We start from the raw sequence: 24,152 nt of genomic DNA on the forward strand, positions 1-24,152 counted from the left end.
TGTTTTTATTTGGAAAGGGAGAACAAGTGTTCTCCTTTTCTGTATTCATAAGAAAGATGGAGCTGATACTGTTTGCAGATAGCGTCTGCAATGGCTAGCCCCAGTCCGGTAGATTCTTCCTTGCGGCTTCCCTGATAGAAGCGGTCGAAAATATGCTCGCTGTCCAGTGGGAAATCTGTGCCTGTATTGGCAATAACAAAACTTTGTTCTTTCAGGGTGATATGGATATAACCATTCTCCTTATTATGAATGAAAGCATTTTTGACCAGATTAGAGATTAGAGCCTCTGCCAGTGCTTCGTTCATTATAAGGGTAAATGTTCCGGATTCTTCCAGCGAAACAATTAGTCCGTTATAGCAGAATATTTCTTTATAATCGTCCAGGAGTCTTTTTACCAGATTGTTTATTTCGATCGGGCAGCTTTCTGTAAATTGCCGGTTATCAATTCGCGACAGGAACAATAGAGATTTATTAAGGCGGATGATATAATTCAATGTATGCTTTGTTTTAAACAATTCAGCCATCTGTTCCTCAGTCAGGTCTGTATTGTCCAGTAGCCATTCAATCCGGTTTGTGCATACGGCCAGTGGGGTTTGAAGTTCGTGCGAAGCATTTCCTATGAATTGCTTTTGCTGGTTGAATGCCAGTTCCGAACGTTTTGCCGCGCGTTGGGCAGCATCGTTCAAACGGCGGAATTCGCTGATTGTCGTTTTATTTTGTAACGGAGCAATCGGTTTACCGGGCAAATATCCGTCCAGCCAATGTAGCAGCGTATAAAGCGGTTTCAGGCTTCTGTAGAATACCCAAGCACATACAATCAGCAGAGTAACAAGAAGTGTTGCGTAAAGGAATACGATCCAGGAGGCAACGGCTCCACGCAAGTCTTCTTTTTCAAAAGAAGGTGTAGACACCTCGAGCAGGAAATAACGTCCTTCGTTATTGGCGAAAATAGTCCGGAGTATACGTGCGGGTTCGGTTTCTTTTTTCTCCTGAATGTAAATCTCCGCATCATAATAATGTATTGAGGGGTAAGAGTCTGCTTCCTCTTTGGTTATTTCATGTATTTGATAGGTGTTGTTTGTACCGTCGTTGGCAGAAGGAAGTTCCCGTCCGGCCAGTGCCCGAAGGACAATTGTTTCGGAGTAGTCTTCAAGGGCATCGTCTACTTCATCGTTTATTTCTTCAACCATTGTGTAATAAAAGAATACTGCCCAGCCGCTAAGTATAAGGAGCAGCACAACCGAAAGACGGATTAGTATGCGGTATATCAATTTCATTGTTTGCCGGTAGATTCGTTATTACAGATTACAATTTTATAACCGAAACCATAAATGGAACGAATCTCAACGTCCGCTCCGGCTTTTTTTAATTGTTGACGCAGGTTCTTAACCTGAGCGTATACAAAGTAAAAGTTGTCCGACTGGTCGATATGGTCGCCCCATACGGCTTCAGCCAATGCGGCTTTGTCGATGAGATGGTTCGGGCGGTTCATGAAATAAAGTAATATGTCATATTCTTTTTTGAGTAATTCGATTTCTTTGCCGGCAATAAATACCCGGAAACTATCCGGCTCTATCCGTATGTTGCCAAGTTGTATAGACATGTCGCCGTTGCCCCATCTACGGCGCATAACGCTTTTGATGCGTGCGTTGAGTTCTGCCAAATGGAAAGGTTTGGGCAAATAGTCGTCTGCACCTAGCTCTAATCCGGACACTTTGTCGTCTATAGAGTCTTTGGCCGAAATGATAATGACACTTTCTTGTTTATGTTGCTTCTTTAAATCGTCCAGCAGTTTCAATCCGTTTCCGTCGGGTAGCATAATATCAAGCAGAATACAGTCGTAGCTGTAATCCGTTATCTTTAAACTGGCTTCAAGATATGTACCTGCTGTTTCTACTACGTACCTTTCCTGTAAGAGCGTTTTATACATAAGTTCCCGCAATGAAGGCTCGTCTTCTACAATTAATATCTTCATGTGCATGTTTTGTTTACAATCTTCAAATATACTAACGGAATTTAAAATAAACTTGAAATACAGATTTTAAAAGGCCAAACAACGGCTGTATCTCACGAATTTTAGTTAAGTTTGCCAGTCCGTAAGAAAGACAGTAATTCTAAACCAATATTATAAATTAAAATACAAACGCTATGGCAACACCTCCTTTTAAGTATCAGGAACCGTTCCCATTAGGACCGGATACCACAGAGTATTATTTGCTTACAAAAGATTATGTATCCGTTTCGGAATTTGAAGGAAAACCTATTTTAAAGGTCGCTAAAGAAGGCCTTACGGCAATGGCAAATACCGCATTCCGTGATGTATCCTTTATGCTTCGCCGTTCGCATAACGAGCAAGTGGCTAAGATCCTGAATGATCCTGAAGCCAGCGATAACGATAAATATGTGGCATTGACTTTCCTGCGTAATGCAGAAGTGGCAGCAAAAGGCGTACTTCCGTTCTGCCAGGATACCGGCACGGCTATTATCCACGGTGAGAAAGGACAACAAGTGTGGACAGGTTATTGCGATGAAGAAGCCTTGGCCTTGGGCGTCTATAAAACATATACAGAAGAGAATCTGCGCTATTCCCAGAATGCTCCTTTGAATATGTATGATGAGGTAAATACAAAATGCAACTTGCCGGCACAGATAGATATTGAAGCTACGGAAGGTATGGAATATAAATTCCTGTGTGTAACCAAAGGCGGCGGTTCGGCAAACAAAACTTATCTGTATCAGGAAACAAAGGCGATCCTTAACCCGGGTACTTTGGTTCCATTTATCATTGAAAAAATAAAAACATTAGGTACGGCAGCTTGCCCTCCTTACCATATTGCTGTTGTTATTGGCGGTACTTCTGCCGAGAAGAACCTGTTGACAGTGAAGTTGGCTTCTACTCATTATTATGACAATTTGCCTACTACAGGTAATGAATACGGCCGTGCTTTCCGCGATGTGGAACTGGAAAAGCAGGTAATGAATGAAGTATATAACATCGGATTGGGTGCACAGTTCGGCGGAAAATATCTGGCGCATGATATTCGTATCGTTCGTTTGCCACGCCACGGGGCTTCGTGTCCGGTAGGTTTAGGCGTGAGCTGTTCGGCCGACCGCAATATCAAATGTAAGATCAATAAAGACGGTATCTGGATTGAGAAACTGGATAGCAATCCCGGTGAATTGATTCCCGCCGAATTACGCCAGGCAGGTGAAGGTAACGCTGTAAAAATCAATCTTAACCAACCGATGGCCGATATCCTGAAAGAATTGGATAAATATCCGGTAGCAACCCGTTTGTCATTGAACGGAACGATTATTGTAGGCCGTGATATTGCCCATGCCAAGTTGAAAGAACGTTTGGACAAGGGAGAAGACCTGCCTCAATATATTAAAGACCATCCAATCTACTACGCCGGTCCGGCTAAAACACCGACCGGTATGGCTTGCGGTTCTATGGGACCGACTACGGCTGGCCGTATGGACTCTTATGTCGACCTGTTCCAGAGCCATGGCGGTAGCTTGATTATGCTGGCGAAAGGTAATCGCAGCCAGCAGGTAACGGATGCTTGTAAGAATCACGGTGGTTTCTACCTGGGTTCAATCGGTGGTCCGGCTGCAATTCTGGCGCAAAACAATATCAAGAGTATTGAATGCGTGGAATATCCAGAATTGGGTATGGAAGCAATCTGGAAGATTGAAGTAGAAGATTTCCCTGCTTTTATTCTGGTAGACAACAAGGGTAACGATTTCTTCAAGCAGATCAAACCGCGTTGTACTTGCAATAAGTAAACATTACAGAGTTAATTATATATGGAAAGCGGAGTCTGGTGCTATGCCGGACCTCCGCTTTCCTTTTTTTGTCTTGTTTTAGGTGTTAGTACCTATAAATAGTGACTGGACAGGATAAAATCCTATCTGTATTTTACCTATTTATGGCGATTGATGTGTTTTTGATTTATAGGGAACTTTGCAGCGTTTTATTAACGTTACAAAATTCATTATACATTGAAAACGGTTATTTATAAGTTTTTCCTGGTACTTCTTTTATCAGTCTTTTCTACTTATGCATGGTCGCAGGATGGCTCCATGATTTCGGGCAAAGTTCTGTCTACGGAAAAAGAGATCGTAGATTTTGCAACAGTTTACTTGAAAGGCACGAATTATGGAGGCACTACTAATAAGGATGGTATTTTCCATCTGAAAGCTCCCGCAGGCGACTATACACTGGTAGTGTCTGCTATTGGCTACAAAACTGTAGAAAAGCCGGTGAAACTTGTTGCCGGCGAACGAACGAAACAGAATGTAACTATCTCTCCTCAAACTACAGAACTGGAAGAAGTTGTGGTCGTTTCCAATGGAATAAGCCGCTTGAAACGTTCAGCATTCAATGCTGTGGCTCTTGATACGAAAGCTTTACAAAATTCCACCCAGAACCTGAGTGAAGCGCTAACACAAGCTCCGGGGATGAAATTACGTGAATCCGGAGGTGTTGGCTCGGATATGCAGTTGATGATGGATGGATTCAGCGGTAAACATATTAAGATATTTATAGATGGCGTACCGCAGGAAGGCGTAGGAAGTTCATTCGGATTAAATAATATCCCGGTTAATTACGCAGAGCGGATCGAAGTATATAAAGGTGTCGTGCCTGTTGGCTTCGGAACCGATGCAATAGGAGGAGTTATCAATATCATTACCAAAAAGAATCAGAAAAAGTGGTTTCTAGATGCCTCTTATTCTTTTGGGTCATTTAATACACATAAATCGTATGTTAATTTCGGACAGACCTTAAGTAATGGGTTTACTTATGAAATCAATGCTTTTCAGAACTATTCTGATAACGACTATTATGTGGATACTCCGGTGAAAGACTTTGCTACCGGAGCAATTAATAAAAAAAAGATTGAACATGTGAAACGGTTTCACGACAATTTCCATAATGAAGCTGTGGTAGGAAAGATTGGTATTGTTAATAAGAAATGGGCTGACCGGTTCATGTTTGGTTTTACCTACTCACGGATGTATAAAGACATTCAAACCGGTGTCCGGCAGGAAGTTGTGTTTGGCGGAAAGTACCGGAAAGGGTACTCCCTTATGCCATCACTTGATTACCGTAAACAAGACCTGTTCACAAAAGGATTAGATTTGGTACTGACGGCTAACTATAATAAGAATATGACGAACAATGTCGATACTTCTTCTTATGAATTTAATTGGCGTGGTGAAATGCGTCCTCTTAAAATGCCGGGCGAACAATCCTATCAGAATACCCGTTCGGATAATAACAACTGGAACGGAACATTGACAGCTAATTACCGTTTGGGCAAAGCACACATGTTTACCTTTAATCATGTATTGAATGCTTTCCGGCGATCGAACCGTTCTCTTCTGAATGAAGATTCGGAGGCAAATGCAATTCCTAAGGAAACCCGCAAGAACATTAGCGGCCTGTCTTATCGTTTGATGCCTTCCGAGCACTGGAACGTGTCTGTGTTTGGTAAATATTATAATCAGTTTATAGCCGGCCCGGTTGCTACGTCTGCTGCACAGGATAAATATGTACGTACAACCAACTCTGTAAATGCAATGGGATATGGAGCGGCAGGAACTTACTTTATTTTAAAGAACCTACAGGCAAAGTTATCTTATGAGAAAGCATATCGTTTGCCGACCAATGAAGAGATGTTTGGTGATGAGGATCTGGAATCCGGTGATATCGCATTGAAACCGGAGAATAGCGATAACCTGAACCTTAACCTGAGTTATGACGAAATGTTTGGGAAGCATTCCATATATGTTGAAAGCGGAGTGATTTACCGAAATACAAAAGACTACATCCAGCGTAATATATCCGATTTAAGCGGCGGTAAATATGGGGCGACTTATGTGAATCATGGACGCGTGTTGACAAAAGGATTTACTTTTTCTGCACGATATGGTTTTGCGGATTGGATTAGTGCAGGTGGAAGCTTTACACAGATGAACGTGCGTGATAATGTGAAAACCGTTAGCAACGGAAGTAATCAGGAAAGCCTGACATATAAGGCGCGGATACCGAATTTACCATATCAGTTTGCTAATTCGGACCTTACATTTTATTGGCGCAACTTAGGAAAGAAAAGTAATATGCTGACAGTTACATACGATAACTTGTATATGCACAGTTTTCCGCTCTATTCGGAAGCTGTGGGTAGTGAGTCCGAATTTGTGGTTCCTACGCAATTCTCCCATAACCTTACTTTATCTTACGGCATACAAAACGGACGATACAATATCTCTTTCGAATGCCGGAATTTTACAAATGAAAAACTGTACGACAATTTTAGCCTCCAGAAAGCCGGACGGGCTTTCTATGGAAAGGTAAGGGTTTATTTCGGCGGTAAATAACTCATACTGGCATACATATAAATATTAATTATTAAAAATCTGTTTTGTATATGAAAAAGAACTATTTAAACTGGAGTCTTGCTGCTATCTTATGTTTAGGATCAATAATATCCTGCAACGATGATATGGTTGAAGGCGGAAATGGTGGTGGCGACGGCGATAATGAAGCTTTAACCAGTTATGTTATCGCTGCTTCTGTTGGTGATGCTAATTATCTGTTAACCGCTGACGAACTGGCCGAAGGAAAAGTGTCGGCTAAGAACAACGGTCTTACAACGGAAAGCGGAACGCAGTGGATATTCTATCAGGATAAGTATTTATATCGCCTGGTATATAATCAAGGCAATGCAGGAGTTACTTCTTCATATATACTGAATGCAAAAGGAAAAGTGGAAGAACGTGATAATACATACGAGATTAAACGTTTCACCTCTTACGGTATTTATAATAATTATATCATTACATCTTCTACCGGTGATTTGGGTTCGTCTTACGCTGATGAGAATGGTTATTTACCGAAAGGTTTCCTGTTGTCTTATCTGGATGTGGTCAATGAAACATTTACCACAAATAATAATGTGATTATGTCTGAAAACTACCTGGGTAATGGTGAGTATGTTACGTTGGCCGGTATTTTGCAGGCCAATAATAAAATATATTCTGCTCCGATTCCGATGGGATTAAGCAAATATGGAGTAAAAGCCGAAGGTGGCAAATATGTTGTATATCCGGAATTAGTGAAAACAGAATCCGGAGGTAGCAATAGTAGCGCATACGAAAAAGGGGAACTGCAATGGACCCAGCATCCGAATGAAGCATGGATTGCAATTTATGAGAACGAGAAATTGGAAAATCCGAAACTGATTAAAACAGATAAGATCAGTTATGCTTGCGGACGCAATAAATCGCAATACTATCAGACTATTTGGGCAGCTGATAATGGCGACATATATGTGTTTTCGCCAAGTTATGCAAAAACCATGACGGCAGATGTCCAGAAAACAAATTTGCCTGCAGGCGTGGTGCGTATCAAATCCGGAACTGATGATTTCGATTCCGGCTATTATTTCAATATCGAAGCGGCAACGAATGGCAAAGCCTTTTTGCGTTGCTGGCATATCGCAGAAGACTATTTCTTGTTGTTGATGTATGACAGACCTTTGACAGAATCGGGATTTGTAGCTAAAGAACTGGCTGTTTACAAAGGCGAAGACAAGAAATTAACTTATGTGACGGGGATGCCTTCGACAGATATTATCTCAGGATTTGGAAATAGCCCTTATTCAGAGAATGGCAAGGTGTATATGCCTGTAACCACTACGGACGGAAACCAGCCGGCGATTTATCAGATTGATCCTAAAACGGCTGTGGCAACAAAAGGTGTTACTGTCGAGTCTGAACAGATCAGCGGTGTTGGAAAGCTTACAGTTTCTAAAGATTAGTAGTTGCTAAACACGGAAAATGGTTAAAATTCAATTTCTTTTAATATTCCTCCTGCTCTCATCGGTTACGCGGAGCCAGGAGGATATTTATATCGGTAAAAAACAAACATTGTATTCTGCGGCTTTGCAGGAGGGACAGGGTTACTGGATAAATCTTCCGGAAAACTATGATCAGGATAAGGCACAAACTTATCCGGTGATTTATCTTCTTGACGGGGATTCGTTTTTCCATGCTTTGGTAGGGATCAGTAAGGCTTTTTCTTCCGGTAGAGGAAAGTACTTTCCGCCAAGTATAATTATCGGTGTATCAAGCACAGACCGGACACGGGATTTCACGCCTACAGCTTCGGCTGCCGGACGTGGTGGTAAAGTTTCTCCAGGTACAACATTAGAAGGGGGAGGTAGTGAAACGTTTAGCCGCTTTTTGACTGAAGAGCACGGAGTTGTTCGATATTTATATAGCTATCGATCTTAGTTTGTGGTGGGATCAGGGACGGTTGCTGTTCCGGGGATATATGATGGAATAAAACAAGTATTCGGAAAATGAGAAAGTTTTTTTTAAAAATACATTTATGGTTATCGATACCTTTTGGTATTATCATTGCTATTGTTTGCCTGACAGGGGCAATACTTGTATTTGAAACGGAGATATTGGAATTGTGTTATCCTTCACGCTATTTTGTAAAAGAGGTAAAGAACGAACCGCTTCCGCCTGCATCTCTAATAAGCTTGGCACAACAGCAACTTCCTTATTCTATGAAGATAAATGGCATTCGTATTTTTTCTGATCCAAAGCGAACATATCAGTTGGTTTTGCCGGGAAAGAAAGCTGCGGTTTTTATGAATCCATATACCGGAGAGATAACAGGAATAGATGACGGACAAGGTTTCTTTATGCAGATGATGCGTCTCCACCGTTGGTTATTGGATGAATATAAACGGGACGGAGGTTTTTCGTGGGGAAAAACGCTTGTTGGTGTTTCTACACTAATACTGGTTATTATTATTGTCAGTGGTGTTTTTGTCTGGTTTCCGCGTAATAAGAAAGTAATGAAGAACAGGTTAAAAATAAAGACTAAAGCCGGTTGGTTCCGATTCTTTTATGATCTGCATGTTTCGGGAGGTTTTTATGCTGCATTGCTTTTGCTTGTTCTGTGTTTAACTGGGTTGACCTGGTCTTTTGATTGGTATCGTAATGCTTTCTATACGGTTTTTGGAGTTAAGGCAACTCAAACACAAGTACATACTTCGCCTTCTTCTGCTTTGACCTCAAAAGAAACTTACGGAAAAAAGGCCGGTTCTCATGAACATTCCAATGCGGAAAGAAAAGAAAAACGGCAGAAAAAAACAGATTATACACAATGGGCGGATGTGTTAACGGCTTTGCAAAACCGCTATGCTAATTTTAATTCTATTACAATTCAAGATGGTTCGGCAACTGTATCTTCTCTTAAATATGGCAATACGCGAGGTAGTGACCGTTACTCTTTTAATCCGGCAACCGGTGAAATTACAGAAATTCAGTTATATGATGACCTTCCAAAATCCGGTAAGATAAGAGGATGGATTTATTCTGTACATGCAGGTTCCTGGGGTGGTATTATAACCCGGGTACTTTCCTGCTTGGTCTCATTGCTTGGAGTAATTTTTGCTGTAACAGGTTACTATTTCTGGTTGAAGAAGATGATGAGGAAACTAAAATAGTCGGCTTTGCATGATTGGAAATTTATAGGTAAAGGACTGTCTAATGAATTAAACTATTTAGACAGTCCTTTTTTATTACCTACCCTTTTTGTATAGCATCGTTCTCTAAGAACTACGGTTAACAATCATATCACACTCCTTGATTTTTCTTTCAAACCAGGCATAAATAAGATAAACTAATTAATAAAACATCCTTTTTCAACTGTCTATGAAATAGAAACACAGCTTTTTATAAGAAATTATTACTACTTTTGCATAAATAAACAAAGTTCTTAGAGTACTGAGAAAGTCAATCTATGGAAAACAGTCGAAACAAAACACTATCTATCATTATTCCTTCTTACAATGAAGAAAGGACTATAGTGCAGATACTTAATAAAATAATATCAGTTCAACTCATTGAACAAACCCAAAAGGAGATTATCATTGTAGATGATGGTTCTAAGGACTCGACCAAAGAGCTGGTTAACAATTACATTTCATCTCACCCTAATGAGAGCATATATTTAATTCAACATACAGTCAATCAAGGAAAAGGGATGGCTATACGTACGGGTATAACAAAAGTATCAGGCGATTATGTTATTATTCAGGATGCTGATTTAGAATATGAACCGGAAGACTATAATCTACTTTTACCGGAACTAATATATAATCAGAAAAAAGTTGTGTACGGATCACGCTTTCTTATAAAAGAAAATAAACATTCATACCAAAGCTTTTATTACGGAGGATTATTAGTCACTACTGTCACAAACATACTGTTTAACCAACATTTAACAGACGAACCTACTTGCTATAAAGCTTTTAACAGCGAGTTCTTGAAATCAATCCCTTTAAAATGTACTGGCTTTGAATTCTGTCCGGAAGTAACAGCCAAAGTGGCAAAATACGGAATTAAGATAAAAGAGATTCCTATTCATTATTATCCCCGTTCGATTAATGAAGGCAAAAAAATCCGATGGACAGATGGTATAGAAGCTATTTGGATACTTATTAAATATCGTTTTACTGATTAACCTATTCAACATGAAAAGTTTTAAAGATTTTATTCGCTACATATCGTTTAAAGAACAAAAAACAGAACTCTGCGTTTTAATACTTTTAATAAGTATAATCGGCGTTCTATTTTATAATTTATACCCTTTTCCTTTTGTATTTCCTGATACAGGAGCTTACATACTATCGGCACAAAGCGGAATATTAAACATATATAGACCAATGGGGTATTCTTATTACTTACAATTTCTGCATAGCATAAACAGTAGTTTCAGTTTCATCTTCATTGCGTCATATTTCTTCAATGCGTTAATATCTTTATTCTTTTTGTATTCGTTCAAATACTTAATCGAACTAAAGAATAAATGGATATTCTATGGGCTTTGTTTATTTGTATTCTTATCACCAACCATCCTGTTCAGTACCAATTTCTTAATGAGCGACGGATTATTCAATACACTAACAATTTTATTTATGGCCACAGCTTTATGGATGGTTTACAGTTCAAATATCTGGATAATTATTATTCATCTATGCTGCCTTGCCATGCTATATAATGTCAGATATGCAGGTATGTTTTATGTACCAGTATCAATGATAGTCCTATTTCTGGCTTTTCAAAAAAAAGCTATTATATTACGAATAATCATTGCCTGCATTCCAATAGCCTTATTGCTCTTTCTGCAAAATTCTACACGGGCCGAATATAAAAAAGTAACCGGAGTAAACACAACTTCCGGATTTGGAGGATGGCAGTTAATGAACAACGCTTCTGTACTAATTCCTAAAGCTAAACAACTACCCGTAACTAAATTTGACACAGAATTAGAACAGCTATATCATAAATTCCTCATCTCCTGCCCCGATTCCATTTTCACAACCCAGGCGGCATTGTCAACCGGGCTTATGTGGGATCAAACCTCTCCTTTTAAACAGTTTGTATTTTACTACATGCAAATGACCAACCGTCCTTACCCTATTGCCTGGGTAGAAGCAGGAGAATTATATTCTAAATATGCACAGAAACTAATATTTACATATCCCTTCGATTTTATTACCAGTTTCATTATTCCTTCTTTCACAGGTTTCTTTGAATTCAGAGAGATAGGAGAACATGGTGGTGAATTTAAAAATGAGAAAATGTATCAAGATTACTACAACATTCAGATAGATAACTATAAACACACTTGCAATCTATTCTCTGACATAAACCCGGCACGGCACATTCTGCACTATATTTATTGGATAATATTTGCCGCTGCTTCAATCTATTTCTTTGTTACAACGCGTAAAAGTAGTTTCGCGGATAAATATTGGCAAACATCTGGTCTTCTACTTTCCTTTATTATCATATACATTGGCATTTCTGCTTTAGCAAGTCCCAATACAACATGGAGATACGCAATGCCGATATATATACCTTCCATCTTATTTATCGGAAGCATTTTAAATGAGCTATTAATAAAAACATCATTAAAAAACAAAATAAAGTAACTACCTTTGTAGCCTTTAAAAACACTTATAGTAATTTTATTATGTCTCAATTATTTCCAACTAATCTGCCTTATAAAGTAGCAGATATGGGTTTGGCAGAATTCGGCCGTAAGGAAATCGAAATCTCCGAACACGAAATGCCGGGATTGATGGCGCTTCGCAAGAAGTATGCCGATCAGAAACCTCTGAAAGGTGCACGTATCACCGGCTCACTGCATATGACTATCCAGACTGCAGTGTTAATCGAAACATTAGTTGCGTTGGGAGCAGATGTACGCTGGGCAAGCTGCAACATCTTCTCTACACAGGATCATGCCGCTGCCGCTATCGCTGCATCAGGAGTTCCGGTATTTGCCTGGAAAGGCGAAACACTGGAAGAATACTGGTGGTGTACAGATATGGCATTACGCTTCCCTGACGGCAAAGGCCCGAACCTGATTGTAGATGACGGTGGCGATGCCTCTTTATTAGTTCACATGGGGTACCGTGCTGAAAACGACGCCGAAACAATAAATCGTAAAGGTGGTAATCATGAAGAACAAGTAATTCTGGACACATTACACCGCATTTTGGCAGAAGATAATACGCGTTGGCACCGTACTATAGCTGAAATGAAAGGCGTATCGGAAGAAACTACTACCGGTGTACACCGTCTGTATCAGATGATGGAACGTGGCGAGCTGCTGGTTCCTGCTATTAATGTAAATGACTCCGTTACAAAGTCCAAATTCGATAACTTATATGGTTGCCGTGAATCATTAGCTGATGGTATCAAACGTGCTACCGATGTAATGATTGCAGGTAAAGTTGTGGTTGTTGCCGGATACGGTGATGTAGGAAAAGGCTGCGCACATTCTATGCGTACATACGGTGCCCGTGTAATTGTTACAGAGATAGACCCGATTTGTGCACTTCAGGCTGCAATGGAAGGCTTCGAGGTAACCTCGATGGAAGAAGCTATTAAAGAAGGAAACATATTCGTTACTACAACCGGCAATTGCGACATCATTACTATCGAACACATGACACAAATGAAAGACCAGGCAATTATCTGCAACATTGGTCACTTCGATAACGAAATCCAGGTAGAAAAGCTAGTAAACTATCCTAATATCCAGCATACCAATATCAAACCTCAGGTTGATAAATACACATTCCCCAACGGCAATTCTATCTTCCTTTTGGCAGAAGGCCGTTTGGTAAACCTGGGATGCGCAACAGGACATCCTTCTTTCGTGATGAGTAACTCATTTACGAACCAGGTATTAGCCCAAATGGATTTATGGCAGATGGCTTACGAAGTAGGTGTTTACCGTCTTCCGAAACGTCTGGACGAAGAAGTTGCTCGCTTGCATCTGGAGCGTATTGGCGTCAAGCTATCCACTCTTTCACAAAAGCAGGCCGACTATATCGGTGTTCCAGTAGAAGGTCCGTACAAAGCTGATCACTATAGATATTAATTCAGGTGACAGTGGACAGTTAAAAATACCGCTGCGCACCTGTCCACTGTCAACCGTCAACTACAACCAATATGAAAATCGCTATCCTCTCCCCTGTCTATCCCTACCGTGGAGGCATTGCCCAGTTTAGCGCCATGCTATACACTCAATTGCAAAAAGAAGGACACGAAGTAAAGGCTTTCAACTTTTCACGCCTTTATCCCGATTTTCTTTTCCCCGGCAAAACGCAATATGTAGAAGAAGGAGACAGAGCGATAAAGGTAGATAGTGTTCGTTCATTAGACAGCATTAATCCTATAAGCTATTGCAAAACTGTAAAAGAAATTAAAACATTTGCTCCAGACGTGTTGATCATAAGTTACTGGATGTCTTTCTTTGTCCCTGGGTATGCACACATTGCAAACCGGATGAAGAAGCATTGCAAAGTAATAACCCTTATCCATAACGCTATTCCGCACGAACCCCGTTTCTTTGACAAACCGATGGCAAAATTATTATTCAAACAAAGTCATGGTTTTATCGTGATGAGTGATACGGTAAAGAATGATTTGGAATCGCTCTGTAACAGTGCTAAGTATATACAAAACCCTCATCCTTTATATAATCATTTTGGTAAAAAGCAAGACAAAGAAAAAGCCCACCAATCCCTAGCTCTTGATCCCTGCAAGAAAACTTTACTGTTTTTCGGCCTTATACGCGATTATAAAGGGCTTGACTTGTTAATAGAGGCAATGTCCAAACTGGATGAAAGCTATCAGCTGCTGATTGCCGGAGAATGTTATGGCAACTACGACAAATACCAGATCTTAATTGAGGCGTCACCAGCCTGCAAACGTATTTATTCATACAACCGGTATATTGCAGATAATGAAATACCTGTATTTTTTTCAGCTGCCGATGCTCTGATTCTGCCCTATCGTTCGGCAACTCAAAGCGGCGTAGTATCTATAGCCTATCACTATAACCTACCGATGCTTAGTACACCTGTAGGTGACTTTCAGCATAGTATTGCCGACCCGGGAACGGGTATTGTCGTACCTGAAATATCTTCACAAGCCATAGCCCAAGGAATTAAAGACTTGCTATCACCCGAAAAATTGCTTATTATTGCTGACAACATAGAAAAAGAAAAAGCTGTTCTTTCATGGGAAAGTCTCACAAAAAAACTGCTTCATTTTATCAACACAGATTTATAAAACGGAACCTCAACCTTCTAGGATAGGTATGCCCGTACCTTCATATCATAAGCTTTTTAGGGACATTCAATGATAGATTCTTTTTAATCATGCGCTATGCGGCTTTACTCTGTCTGTTTTTGATTTTGTCAATCATCAATATAGCGTTTGCCGTATGTATTCCGAAATGCCTTGAACGAGATGTGTTCGATGAACGAGATCCCGTCTATCTGTATGTTGTTGACCTTTGCACCGAACTCGACAGATTTTGTCTCCTTACCCCTTACGATAGGGCGTACATAATGACGGTTGACACAAAAAGCCAACTATTTCATGTTCAAAGCATTGCGAATCAGTTGGCTGATTTTTTTATTATTTGCTGAATATCCCTAAAAACAAAAAAAGGTGATTGCTCCTTTGTCTGGGACAATCACCTTATAAAGATCTCTCCAATCATATATTAAGTTTGGTTAAAATAGATCTTTTATTTCATAGTTAAGTTGTTTTTTCATAGTTAAGTTGTTTTTTCATAGTTAAGGTCTTGATTATTATGTCCTACAAAGGAAGCGATTGTTTTTGAGAAATGCAAATTTTTTCCAAATTAATTTTAAAAATAACCTATCCACATTATTCAACAACAAATCATTTTCTTTTGATATTTATAAGTTTTCGTTATCTCTGAAAGGAGAATTTTTTTTTCTATTTATAATATTCCAAATAGAATAACCTACAGCAACAACGAGCAAAAGCAGAATAACAAATCCGCTATACGCTGCTACATTCGTAGCTATAATATACCCTTGTGGTTTAAACTCAAACACAATCTGATGCTCTCCGGCAGGTACTAATATACCTCTTAGTATCCAGTCCACACGGAAATGAGAAGCCGGTTTACCATCTATATATGCATTCCAACCCGGCTGGTAATAGATTTCAGAGAATACAGCCAATTGTTCGGATGAAGTGATGGAAGTATATACCAGCCTATTCGGACGATAACTATCCAGTTTGATCGTAGCCGTAGAATCCGGTTGTGGAGTAAATCCTTTCAGATCATCAGCAAAGCGCTTATCCACAACAGCTGTTTGCAAAGGATTAATTGTATTTAATGCAGCAATTTCGGCATCCGCATTCTCTACAATATCCACTTTATCTACAAACCAGGCATTGCCATAAGCAAACGGATTCACTAATGGAGGTTGCTCAGGGTTGTAAATAATATAACGGGTATTCAACATATTCAGGGAGTGGTTTGCAGCCAAAGCAGGCAATAGGTCATTCACTGTTTGCGCATTCTTAAGAGCTTCTATTGTTGTACCTATTTCACCTTGCAGACGATGATCTATCAACTCCTGATACCTCCTTAACTTAGCAGCATGATAACCGCCAATAGAATGATGATAGTAGGATGTATTAGTTTCCAGAAACGGATTATTCAGATTCAGTACACGATAAGAAGTAGTATCTTTCAGTATTTCCGTATCAGCAACCGAAGGCTTGAATATCTCTTTTGTCTTATTAGGACTCACAAAGTTACTATCATTCAGATAACGTTTATCTACGCCCCATAAATCGACAAGAATCAAAATTGCAACCCCAGCACTTACTATTATTGCAGCCGTCGGCTTATCCTTAGCCTTATTATACCAAAATAACAAACCAGCCCCTAACAAAATAAAGACCAATGAACGTAACGCATCAGAAGAAGCCAAAGATGCACGATCTATCAATAATGCATTATAGTACCAATCCGGCAACTGATATTGAGCATCAAAAGAAGAACGAAAATCAAGAAAGGCACTTGGCATTATCCAAAGAATCAATGATAAGCCACCTGTAATAGCCAAAGCTCCTATCATCCCATGCTTAAATGCTTTCGCATCCACATTATCAGATAATATCTCCTTCAACCCCCAAATCCCTACAATCGGGAATATCAATTCCGGTATAACCAAAGCAAATTCTACCGTACGAAACTTATTATATAGCGGAAGATAATGGAATAAAAACGTATTGAATGAATCAAAATTACGTCCCAAAGCCATCAGTATAAGAAACATTGTGCCGGCAAATACCCACCATTTCATAGGATTTCTAATCACAAACATTCCCAATACAAAGAGGAAGCAAACCAAAGCTCCAAAATAAACAGGTCCCGATGTAAACGATTTATCACCCCAATATGTAGGCGCTTGTACTTCCTTACCCACCTGAGCACCTTTCGCTTTCAGTTCTTTATACAATTCAGAATCGCTACCCAGCATTCCTCCGGAGCCACCACCATAGGCATTCGGTACAAGTAATGTCAACAATTCGCTTTTGCCATAACTCCATGCAAAAGCATAATCTTTATCTAATCCGGAAGATATCTTCTCACCACTCGGTGTAGTTGTAGTCAGTTCCGTAGCCCCACGAATAGAGTGTTGCCCCAGATCCCAGTTTACATACATTCCTCCTGCATTCGGCATTACAGCTACTATGACACAAGCAGCCATAATTCCCGTCGTTTTAGCAAGTTCTGCAAACGCTTTTTCTTTTACTTTCCAGACAGCATATCCCAAGTATATAAAGAGACAAATCAGTACTAAATAATAAGTCATCTGAATATGGCCATAATTTACAGAACAAGCTACTCCCAACAAGAACAGAGCAGCTCCCCAGAGCCACTTCTTCTTAAAGAGAAGAACCATTCCTGCTAACGTCACAGGCATAAATGCAATTACCCAAGCTTGTGTAATATGTCCGGCTTCTATAATGATAATATTAAATGAGGTAAATCCAAATGCAATAGAACCGGCAATAGCCAGCCATACATTTACTCCCATGATACACATTAAAAGATAAAAACATACCATTCCGGCAAAAACGATACCCGCATCATAAGCCCCCAGTTTCAACAATAAGCTGGAGACTACCCCATAGCTAGGCAATTGCGGAGCAGGATTTCCATATCCCGAAACATACGGCATTCCCCCAAACATCGCATCAGACCAAGCACTAAACTCACCTGGTTGGGCTGTCTTTGCATACTTGTCCATTTGGCTATGGCCCATTCCTGCATGTTTTTCCATATCCCCCTGACGCACTTGTTTTCCTTCAAACACTGCCGGAGAGAAATAAACAGCAGATATGGCTAAAAACACGATTAGGGCAAGTACATGCTTACCCCATTTCTTCACTAAATCTTGCATATATAAATTATCTGTTTTCTTTTTAAACTCGTCCTTTAAACCATTTAGCAAAATAAAAACGAACAGCAAACCAACCATGCATTAATATAGTTGGCAATGTACCATAATATTTGCACATCACTTCATACCGTTCTTTCAACGAAGCCTTCCGTTGTACACTACTCATTCCTTCTTCCAGGAAATTCGATAAAATAAGATGCGTATTATAAACGCCTCTCGCCTCTTTCAGGCAACGGATGCACCAATCAAAATCGGCCACCAAACGATAATTCGTATTATATAACGGAGCTATCTCCCGTTTTGATATAAATGACTGATGACAAACCAGCATACCTTTGCGGAAACTCTTCCATGTTAATTTCCTCGGAGCATTCAAACGACGCATACCTAACAACTTTCCAGCCGCATCAACAATTGCAGTTTCCCCATAGATAACATCCGGTAATCGCTTTCTCTTGCTTATAGCAATTACAACTTGCTGTACTATATCCGAGGTATATAACGTATCACCTGCATTCAAGAACCAGACATAATCTCCCGTAGCTTTTTGCAGACCTTTATTCATAGCATCATACAGGCCTTTATCCGGTTCACTAATCCAGTGAGCAATACCAGATTCATACCTTTTAATAATATCAACTGTCCCATCTGTAGAAGCCCCGTCAATAATGATATACTCAATATTGGGGAATGATTGGCTAAGTACACTTAATATGGTACGCTCAAGCCATCGGGAGGCGTTGTAAGTGATGGTGATTATAGAAAATGTCATAAAAGCAATTTTATTTTCTTTCTAATAATGAATTATATAAAGAAAGATATTTTTCTGCAACAACCTTTTCAGTATAGTTCTCTTGCACCTTCTTCGCACAGGCCAAAGAAAGAGCTTCTTTATTTTCATTATCCAATACCCAACGAATGCCAGTAGCCAAATCATTAGCATCTTTGTATTTCGCTAAATATCCATTATGTTTATGATCAATTATATCTGTCTGGCCACTATTATCAAAACTAACGACCGGACACCCACAAGCCATCGCTTCCGTTATCGTTTGTCCAAATGTTTCATAAAAAGAGGGACATACAGTAACATCTGCAGCTGCATATAGCCGAGCAATTTTTTGAGTATCAGAAATAGACCCCAAATAAAGAACTTCTACCGGAAAAGAAGATAAAAAGGATATATCGCCCTTCATTCCTCCAAATAATACTAATAAAATATCATCTCTACATCCATTCGACAAAACACCTAATGCTTCTCGCAAAAAATCCAGCCCTTTTATCGGATCATCAATGCGGGCTGCTCCCATCAATACCACACGTTTTTGCATAGGAATTGATAATAACAAACGTGCATCCTTCCTAACCGTCGGATAAAATATTGCAGTATCTATAACATTCGGAATAACCGAAATATTTAGTCTTTTAGTAAGAGCACTTTTCTTCGCAAGATTTTTCAGCCAAGAACTCACAGCAACGATATGGATATCCGACTTTATAATAAAGCCTTTTCCTTTTAATATGCGATAAGATAAATCAATATTGCTTTTACTGTCCAAAAACTTACATTGACCACATGACAACATAAATTTATCACATCCCCATGCATGGTGGCATATCCCTGTACATGGCCACATATCATGCATTGTCCAGACAATAGGTTTACCAAGTTTTATCAACTTTCGAATATCTTTCAAGGAAAGAAAACCCTGATTAATCCAATGCAAATGAATAATATCTGCTTCTTGTACTAATGGATGCTTACTTATATCTGTACCAGTATTAGCTATTGAAACTTTAAATAAATCTTTCCGGTTAAAATGGTTACAGATAAATATTACCAGCCTTTCCCAGACAAAACGAAAAAAGTTAATCTTTCGCTTTACAAAAGAGTCATTCAATGATACAACAGAACAATTATCTGTTGTTTTATCACGTACAAGCATTTTCACATCTATACCTGCACTTTGTAAAGCATGCATGAGACGATTAGCAGCAACGGCAGCACCGCCAGTACGTTCGGAGGTGTTTAGGAAAAGGAGTTTCATTCTATTTTTTTTTGAAAAGAATTTCTCCTGATTGAGGATCTGAATATATAATTTCAAAATACTTTAAAAATTTATCAGAAGGCAAAGCATCGTTCCATGCAAAAAAATATTCAATTCCTTTTGCTTCCATAAATGCCATACGAAAATCATCTTCATTCAAAAACTGATTACCATTTTTCTCCAATGCAAATTCATAAGGTACTTTTCCAAAAATACTATGTTCTCGTTTATTAATTTGCCAATACACTATGTCATTTCGAACAGTGTTCAGATAAGTAGTATAGGCACCATAATAGCTCATGATATTTTCAGAGGGTTTATATATATAATTAGGAGAATAAATACCAATATTATCCATTTTGTCCAATGTAACAAGATTTATTATTCTTTTTTCGTAATTTAAGCGCTCTGGAGAAATTGGAAGAACTTTACGCTCCATAATATATAAATTAGTCAATAAGCTAACTATTAGCATACAGCAATAAACCACAGTAAATGCTACTTTTGGAAACACTGACAATTTAGTTTTATTTGTCCATAAAAATAATATCGAAGAAGGGATAATAATACAAAAAAAAGCCGGATACACACAACTTATAAATTGATCAGCATCTGGATGCACCGAACGCATAACAACACTAAATACAACAGGGAAAGCCACAAATGCAATAATTGGATACTTATTTTCTCCCAAGAAACGCCTAATTTCCTGAGAGCCAAGTATAATAATTAAAAATAAATATGGAAAATATTTCAATATTTGTGCTAAAGGGATTGTTATTAGCATCCTCAATTTATACCATGGTATTTCTTTGTCTATCCCCATAGGAATATCCCCATCTTTCGTACAAATAAACGTATACAGTCCATAACAAAATACCAAAAACACAAATGGCAATGTATATGACCACATAAATGCTTTATTTCTAATCATACATTCCAGAAGGACACAACCTGTAACTCCACATACAATAGGAATAGCCATCGTTGTTACAGCCAACAACATCATTTGTGAATAAAACAATGCGCGCCAATTTTTCTCTAAATAGAATAATACTCCAGCCATAAAAAAAACAGCCATATAGTTTTGTTTTGTTGCATTAATTACTCCCCCTAAGCGAGTTGGATAGTACATCCATGAAAAATATTCATGTAAAATAATTGCTAAATCAGAAAGTAAGACAGTCGGTAATATTAAAATTGGTATATACCAAGCTATCTTTTTTTGTGTTTCAATGATAGCCAAAAAACCAAACAAGATTATTGTTAATCCAATTACAGGTACTACAACAGTATATGAAAATAATGTTATTCCCCCCGGAATTATAGATATTAAAGAAGATAACCATATTTCATAATAATGGTATGGTGATAAAGCATTAGCATTATTTGTTAAATTTAATGTGAAATATGTATTTTCATAGCCTTTTCTTAAATATTCAGACAATTGAGCATGAAAATAATTATCTATTTCTATAGGTCTAAAACAATGCGTATCTATCGAATAATTAAAAAAATAATAAAATGAGAACAAGGCCAATGTAAAGAATAAAAATATAAAAATATAATACAAAACACTTCTATTTGTTTTAAGTACCAATTTATCTTTTCTCTGTTCTTTTGTCTGATAATAATACAGAAATCCTATAATAACAATAAGCCAATTAATAGTTAGACCTTGCGTACAGAATAAAGAAAATAGCGATATACAAAAATTCATTCCAACAAAGAAATTTATAAAAATACTCTTCGCTGAAATTGGCTGTATTTTTCGATATCTAAAAATGTAACAAAGAGAAGCCCCTAAAAGAAAAAAAACAAGTAGTAAAAATATAAGGACTAAATAATAATATAAAAAAGAGTACATAATGATTATCTTAGAAAATTTTTAAATAAACCTCTTTTATATCCAATCCAAAATACAAAGAAAATAATTATCAATATTGCTGAAACTCCTAAATAGACCTCTGTACTTTGTAGCGTTCCTCCAAACATAAAATATCGCTGAGCTGGAAAATTCAAAACTTCCGTCTCCCAATTTTCAAATGCATTATTAATACCGGGGACATTAATATTAAACCAAAACATTGAAAATAATAATGATATAAATACATACGCCACAATTTCAGTCTTTCGGAATTGTGTATTATTAAAAATCTCACATAATGGAAATAAAATAAAAGGCAATAAATTAAAAGAACGCCGACTTTCTACATCTACAGAAAATATCATCATAAGAAAAGTTAATGCTATATACCCAAATCCATAATTTCCCAATACTTTACATAATCTTCCCCAATTTAAAATAATTAGCAAATAAATTAATCCCCAATACATCAAACGTGTTTCTATATATAAAAACGGCAAGCGTGCCTGCCCTTGAACTAAATTTTTAGCGAAAACATCCCACTTATAATAAGGAATAGCATTAGGGTCCGCTAAAAAAGAAATTAATAATTTTATTACCAAAAAGACTAGAAGACCTGTTAAAATTCTTTTCAATTTTATATTTATTAAGAACAAATTGAAAAAGTCACGGATATTAAAATTTATAGGTTTGAGCATCCTATATATATACCACATTGTACAAAGACATGATATTATTAACATATATTCATGAATCAGTGGAGTATATGTACGATCACAAAAATGTATTAATCCAACACTTCCTACAGAATAAACATTAGTATAATAAACAATTAAAACCAATATAGGAATTAGCCAATAAACAAAAAAAGATTTGACAAACATCATATATCTTTTGTATTTCATATCCATAATAGGGTTACTAATGTCAAATGACACACGTGGCAAAACATATAAACATAGAGTAATTAACAGATACGTAGGATAATTAAATGCTCCAATAGAACCTACTATTAACATTTTAAAATCTTGTTTTGTAAGAAAATAATAAAATAGGACTATTGCTAAATTTACAGCTACGTAGTCTGTAATAAAAGGCATATATCCTATAAATTTCAAAGTCTGCACATTGAAAAATAATGAAACAAATGCTATTATTTCAACTTTAACAGAATATTTATAAAAATCACTGATACGAAAAAAGAAATAAATTCCTAATGCCAGAAACAAAACATTTGTTATATGCATTCCTAGCATCAAAGAAGCATTATCTATAGGGATATTGAAACATATATATACTAAATTTATTAACACAAAAGGGAATATGCGTTGAATAGAATAACTATTATAAACTCCGACTGGAGAATCCCAAAAAGATGATGCCATATTTCTGAATATTGAACCATCCCAACCAGCACCATCATTTAAAGGAACTTTCTCTCCCCAAATAATAGAATACAAAACAATACTCATTAATAACAAAACCAAAATAGACCTACTTATAATTCTATTCTTTCTTTCCATATTTTATTTCATCAATATTTTCCAACAATACCCGGGTTATATTTTCACTTCCCTTTAAATTTAAATGGTCAGAATCATAAAAACAAGAATCATCAAGTTCTACATTTGAATAATTTAATAAAAAAACCTTCTTATTATCCACAAGACTAGCCAATAAACTATCAACCCTCGATTTAATTGTATCCGGAATTAACTTATAATAATTAGAGTGTACTGGAGCAAAATATATAATAACACGTTCTGCTTTATTATTACAAATTTCCCGCAAAAAAGAAATTGTATTCGGATCAAATGATTTATTCTCAAAATGTTTTCTGAATCTTTGACATGCAGCATCTTTAGACAAGTCTAGATTTCTTTTCATTTCTTTATATCCTCCATATCGTTCCTTATTCAATACATATATAGGCAAAGAATAAAGAAATGGAAGAAATTTTATACATTCTCTTTTTTCCATTTTTTGAAAATAAAAAAGGAGTAGACTATTATCATTTATAATATTATACATTTCATTTACTTGTAATTTAGATGTATCAGTTTCTGTATAAAAATAAAAGGAATGATACCCGACTCCAACAATAACAGTAGAGCTATCTCCTATTTCTTTTTTTAAACTAAGATATTTATAATATGTATCTCTTAAAGGTTCACCGCTAACTGACAGATTTTTCAATTGGTTATCATCATTAGGTAACAAAGAATATTCTGTATGAGAATCTCCAAATACATATATTTGATCTTTCTTTTCTGAACCACATATTATCTTAGATAAAAAAAAACTGCCCCATAAAAAATTAACCAAACACCATAATAGCAAAAGGCTAAAAAAATAAATTATTTTTAAAAGAAACAGTCTCATAAA

At 37.4% G+C, this 24,152-nt stretch carries 17 protein-coding genes; 9 read left to right on the forward strand and 8 right to left on the reverse strand.

All coding sequences use genetic code 11. From position 1 onward, the window contains the following. Window positions 1-5: 5 nt before the first annotated feature. Window positions 6-1,277: a sensor histidine kinase gene (locus C4S38_RS09935; protein WP_099464637.1), complete on the reverse strand. Its 1,272-nt coding sequence runs from the start codon at window positions 1,275-1,277 to the stop codon at window positions 6-8. Beyond that, window positions 1,274-1,975 carry a response regulator transcription factor gene (locus C4S38_RS09940; protein ID WP_099464638.1) on the reverse strand — a complete coding sequence of 234 codons (702 nt, stop codon included), beginning with the start codon at window positions 1,973-1,975 and terminating at the stop codon, window positions 1,274-1,276. Before C4S38_RS09940 ends, C4S38_RS09935 begins: the two co-directional genes overlap by 4 nt. A 173-nt stretch (window positions 1,976-2,148) precedes the next feature. Between C4S38_RS09940 and C4S38_RS09945 the strand changes: the two genes are divergently transcribed. The 9 genes from C4S38_RS09945 (at window position 2,149) to C4S38_RS09985 (ending at window position 14,682) form a co-directional block, all read left to right on the forward strand. Further along, window positions 2,149-3,789, forward strand: a complete 1,641-nt coding sequence (locus C4S38_RS09945) for a fumarate hydratase (protein WP_103983616.1) — start codon at window positions 2,149-2,151, stop codon at window positions 3,787-3,789. Window positions 3,790-4,086: 297 nt separating this feature from the next. Beyond that, entirely contained in the window at window positions 4,087-6,387 is a 2,301-nt protein-coding gene (locus C4S38_RS09950; RefSeq protein WP_103983680.1) for a TonB-dependent receptor, read from the forward strand. Window positions 6,388-6,437: 50 nt separating this feature from the next. Next, window positions 6,438-7,829, forward strand: a complete 1,392-nt coding sequence (locus tag C4S38_RS09955) for a DUF4374 domain-containing protein (RefSeq protein ID WP_103983617.1) — start codon at window positions 6,438-6,440, stop codon at window positions 7,827-7,829. Window positions 7,830-7,848: 19 nt separating this feature from the next. Then, the gene (locus tag C4S38_RS09960) at window positions 7,849-8,304 is read left to right on the forward strand and encodes an alpha/beta hydrolase-fold protein (RefSeq protein WP_234999341.1); all 456 of its coding nucleotides are present in this window, start codon (window positions 7,849-7,851) and stop codon (window positions 8,302-8,304) included. Window positions 8,305-8,372: 68 nt separating this feature from the next. Then, window positions 8,373-9,533 (forward strand): PepSY-associated TM helix domain-containing protein, encoded by a 1,161-nt coding sequence (locus C4S38_RS09965; RefSeq protein ID WP_103983618.1) that lies wholly within the window; start codon window positions 8,373-8,375, stop codon window positions 9,531-9,533. A 296-nt stretch (window positions 9,534-9,829) separates the two neighbouring features. Continuing rightward, window positions 9,830-10,552 (forward strand): glycosyltransferase family 2 protein, encoded by a 723-nt coding sequence (locus C4S38_RS09970; protein WP_103983619.1) that lies wholly within the window; start codon window positions 9,830-9,832, stop codon window positions 10,550-10,552. Between the two features lie 454 nt (window positions 10,553-11,006). Beyond that, window positions 11,007-12,026, forward strand: a complete 1,020-nt coding sequence (locus C4S38_RS09975) for a hypothetical protein (RefSeq protein ID WP_103983620.1) — start codon at window positions 11,007-11,009, stop codon at window positions 12,024-12,026. Between the two features lie 41 nt (window positions 12,027-12,067). Next, entirely contained in the window at window positions 12,068-13,486 is a 1,419-nt protein-coding gene (gene ahcY / locus C4S38_RS09980) for an adenosylhomocysteinase (RefSeq protein WP_103983621.1), read from the forward strand. Window positions 13,487-13,557: 71 nt separating this feature from the next. Continuing rightward, complete coding sequence (locus tag C4S38_RS09985) at window positions 13,558-14,682, forward strand: glycosyltransferase (RefSeq protein WP_103983622.1); 1,125 nt, start codon at window positions 13,558-13,560, stop codon at window positions 14,680-14,682. A 638-nt stretch (window positions 14,683-15,320) separates the two neighbouring features. On the opposite strand, the gene C4S38_RS09990 is transcribed toward C4S38_RS09985, so the two are convergent. The 6 genes from C4S38_RS09990 to C4S38_RS10015 all read right to left on the reverse strand — a co-directional run bounded on the left by C4S38_RS09990 (window position 15,321) and on the right by C4S38_RS10015 (window position 24,149). Further along, window positions 15,321-17,852 (reverse strand): YfhO family protein, encoded by a 2,532-nt coding sequence (locus tag C4S38_RS09990; RefSeq protein ID WP_103983681.1) that lies wholly within the window; start codon window positions 17,850-17,852, stop codon window positions 15,321-15,323. 22 nt (window positions 17,853-17,874) lie between these two features. Next, window positions 17,875-18,624, reverse strand: coding sequence for a glycosyltransferase family 2 protein (locus C4S38_RS09995; RefSeq protein WP_103983623.1), 750 nt, complete (start codon window positions 18,622-18,624; stop codon window positions 17,875-17,877). 10 nt (window positions 18,625-18,634) lie between these two features. After that, window positions 18,635-19,957, reverse strand: a complete 1,323-nt coding sequence (locus C4S38_RS10000) for a glycosyltransferase family 4 protein (protein WP_317044659.1) — start codon at window positions 19,955-19,957, stop codon at window positions 18,635-18,637. Further along, window positions 19,902-21,620 carry a hypothetical protein gene (locus tag C4S38_RS10005; protein WP_103983625.1) on the reverse strand — a complete coding sequence of 573 codons (1,719 nt, stop codon included), beginning with the start codon at window positions 21,618-21,620 and terminating at the stop codon, window positions 19,902-19,904. The genes C4S38_RS10000 and C4S38_RS10005 overlap by 56 nt, the downstream gene beginning before the upstream one ends. A gap of 152 nt (window positions 21,621-21,772) precedes the next feature. After that, window positions 21,773-23,290, reverse strand: coding sequence for a hypothetical protein (locus tag C4S38_RS10010; RefSeq protein ID WP_103983626.1), 1,518 nt, complete (start codon window positions 23,288-23,290; stop codon window positions 21,773-21,775). After that, window positions 23,274-24,149, reverse strand: a complete 876-nt coding sequence (locus tag C4S38_RS10015) for a hypothetical protein (protein ID WP_146059475.1) — start codon at window positions 24,147-24,149, stop codon at window positions 23,274-23,276. The genes C4S38_RS10010 and C4S38_RS10015 overlap by 17 nt, the downstream gene beginning before the upstream one ends. Window positions 24,150-24,152: the final 3 nt, after the last annotated feature.

The organism is Parabacteroides chinchillae, assembly GCF_900108035.1.
In the GTDB taxonomy this organism is placed as follows: domain Bacteria; phylum Bacteroidota; class Bacteroidia; order Bacteroidales; family Tannerellaceae; genus Parabacteroides; species Parabacteroides chinchillae.

What these genes read in the sequence shown, in the direction of transcription:
- C4S38_RS09975 (WP_103983620.1), top strand. Translation starts at nt 11,007, where the DNA reads ATGGCCACAGCTTTATGGATGGTTTACAGTTCAAATATCTGGATAATT.
- C4S38_RS09960 (WP_234999341.1), top strand. Translation starts at nt 7,849, where the DNA reads ATGGTTAAAATTCAATTTCTTTTAATATTCCTCCTGCTCTCATCGGTT.
- C4S38_RS09965 (WP_103983618.1), top strand. Translation starts at nt 8,373, where the DNA reads ATGAGAAAGTTTTTTTTAAAAATACATTTATGGTTATCGATACCTTTT.
- ahcY (WP_103983621.1), top strand. Translation starts at nt 12,068, where the DNA reads ATGTCTCAATTATTTCCAACTAATCTGCCTTATAAAGTAGCAGATATG.
- C4S38_RS09955 (WP_103983617.1), top strand. Translation starts at nt 6,438, where the DNA reads ATGAAAAAGAACTATTTAAACTGGAGTCTTGCTGCTATCTTATGTTTA.
- C4S38_RS09940 (WP_099464638.1), bottom strand. Translation starts at nt 1,975, where the DNA reads ATGAAGATATTAATTGTAGAAGACGAGCCTTCATTGCGGGAACTTATG.
- C4S38_RS10010 (WP_103983626.1), bottom strand. Translation starts at nt 23,290, where the DNA reads ATGGAAAGAAAGAATAGAATTATAAGTAGGTCTATTTTGGTTTTGTTA.
- C4S38_RS10015 (WP_146059475.1), bottom strand. Translation starts at nt 24,149, where the DNA reads ATGAGACTGTTTCTTTTAAAAATAATTTATTTTTTTAGCCTTTTGCTA.
- C4S38_RS09945 (WP_103983616.1), top strand. Translation starts at nt 2,149, where the DNA reads ATGGCAACACCTCCTTTTAAGTATCAGGAACCGTTCCCATTAGGACCG.
- C4S38_RS09985 (WP_103983622.1), top strand. Translation starts at nt 13,558, where the DNA reads ATGAAAATCGCTATCCTCTCCCCTGTCTATCCCTACCGTGGAGGCATT.
- C4S38_RS09970 (WP_103983619.1), top strand. Translation starts at nt 9,830, where the DNA reads ATGGAAAACAGTCGAAACAAAACACTATCTATCATTATTCCTTCTTAC.
- C4S38_RS10005 (WP_103983625.1), bottom strand. Translation starts at nt 21,620, where the DNA reads ATGAATTTTTGTATATCGCTATTTTCTTTATTCTGTACGCAAGGTCTA.
- C4S38_RS09950 (WP_103983680.1), top strand. Translation starts at nt 4,087, where the DNA reads ATGATTTCGGGCAAAGTTCTGTCTACGGAAAAAGAGATCGTAGATTTT.
- C4S38_RS09935 (WP_099464637.1), bottom strand. Translation starts at nt 1,277, where the DNA reads ATGAAATTGATATACCGCATACTAATCCGTCTTTCGGTTGTGCTGCTC.
- C4S38_RS09990 (WP_103983681.1), bottom strand. Translation starts at nt 17,852, where the DNA reads ATGCAAGATTTAGTGAAGAAATGGGGTAAGCATGTACTTGCCCTAATC.
- C4S38_RS09995 (WP_103983623.1), bottom strand. Translation starts at nt 18,624, where the DNA reads ATGACATTTTCTATAATCACCATCACTTACAACGCCTCCCGATGGCTT.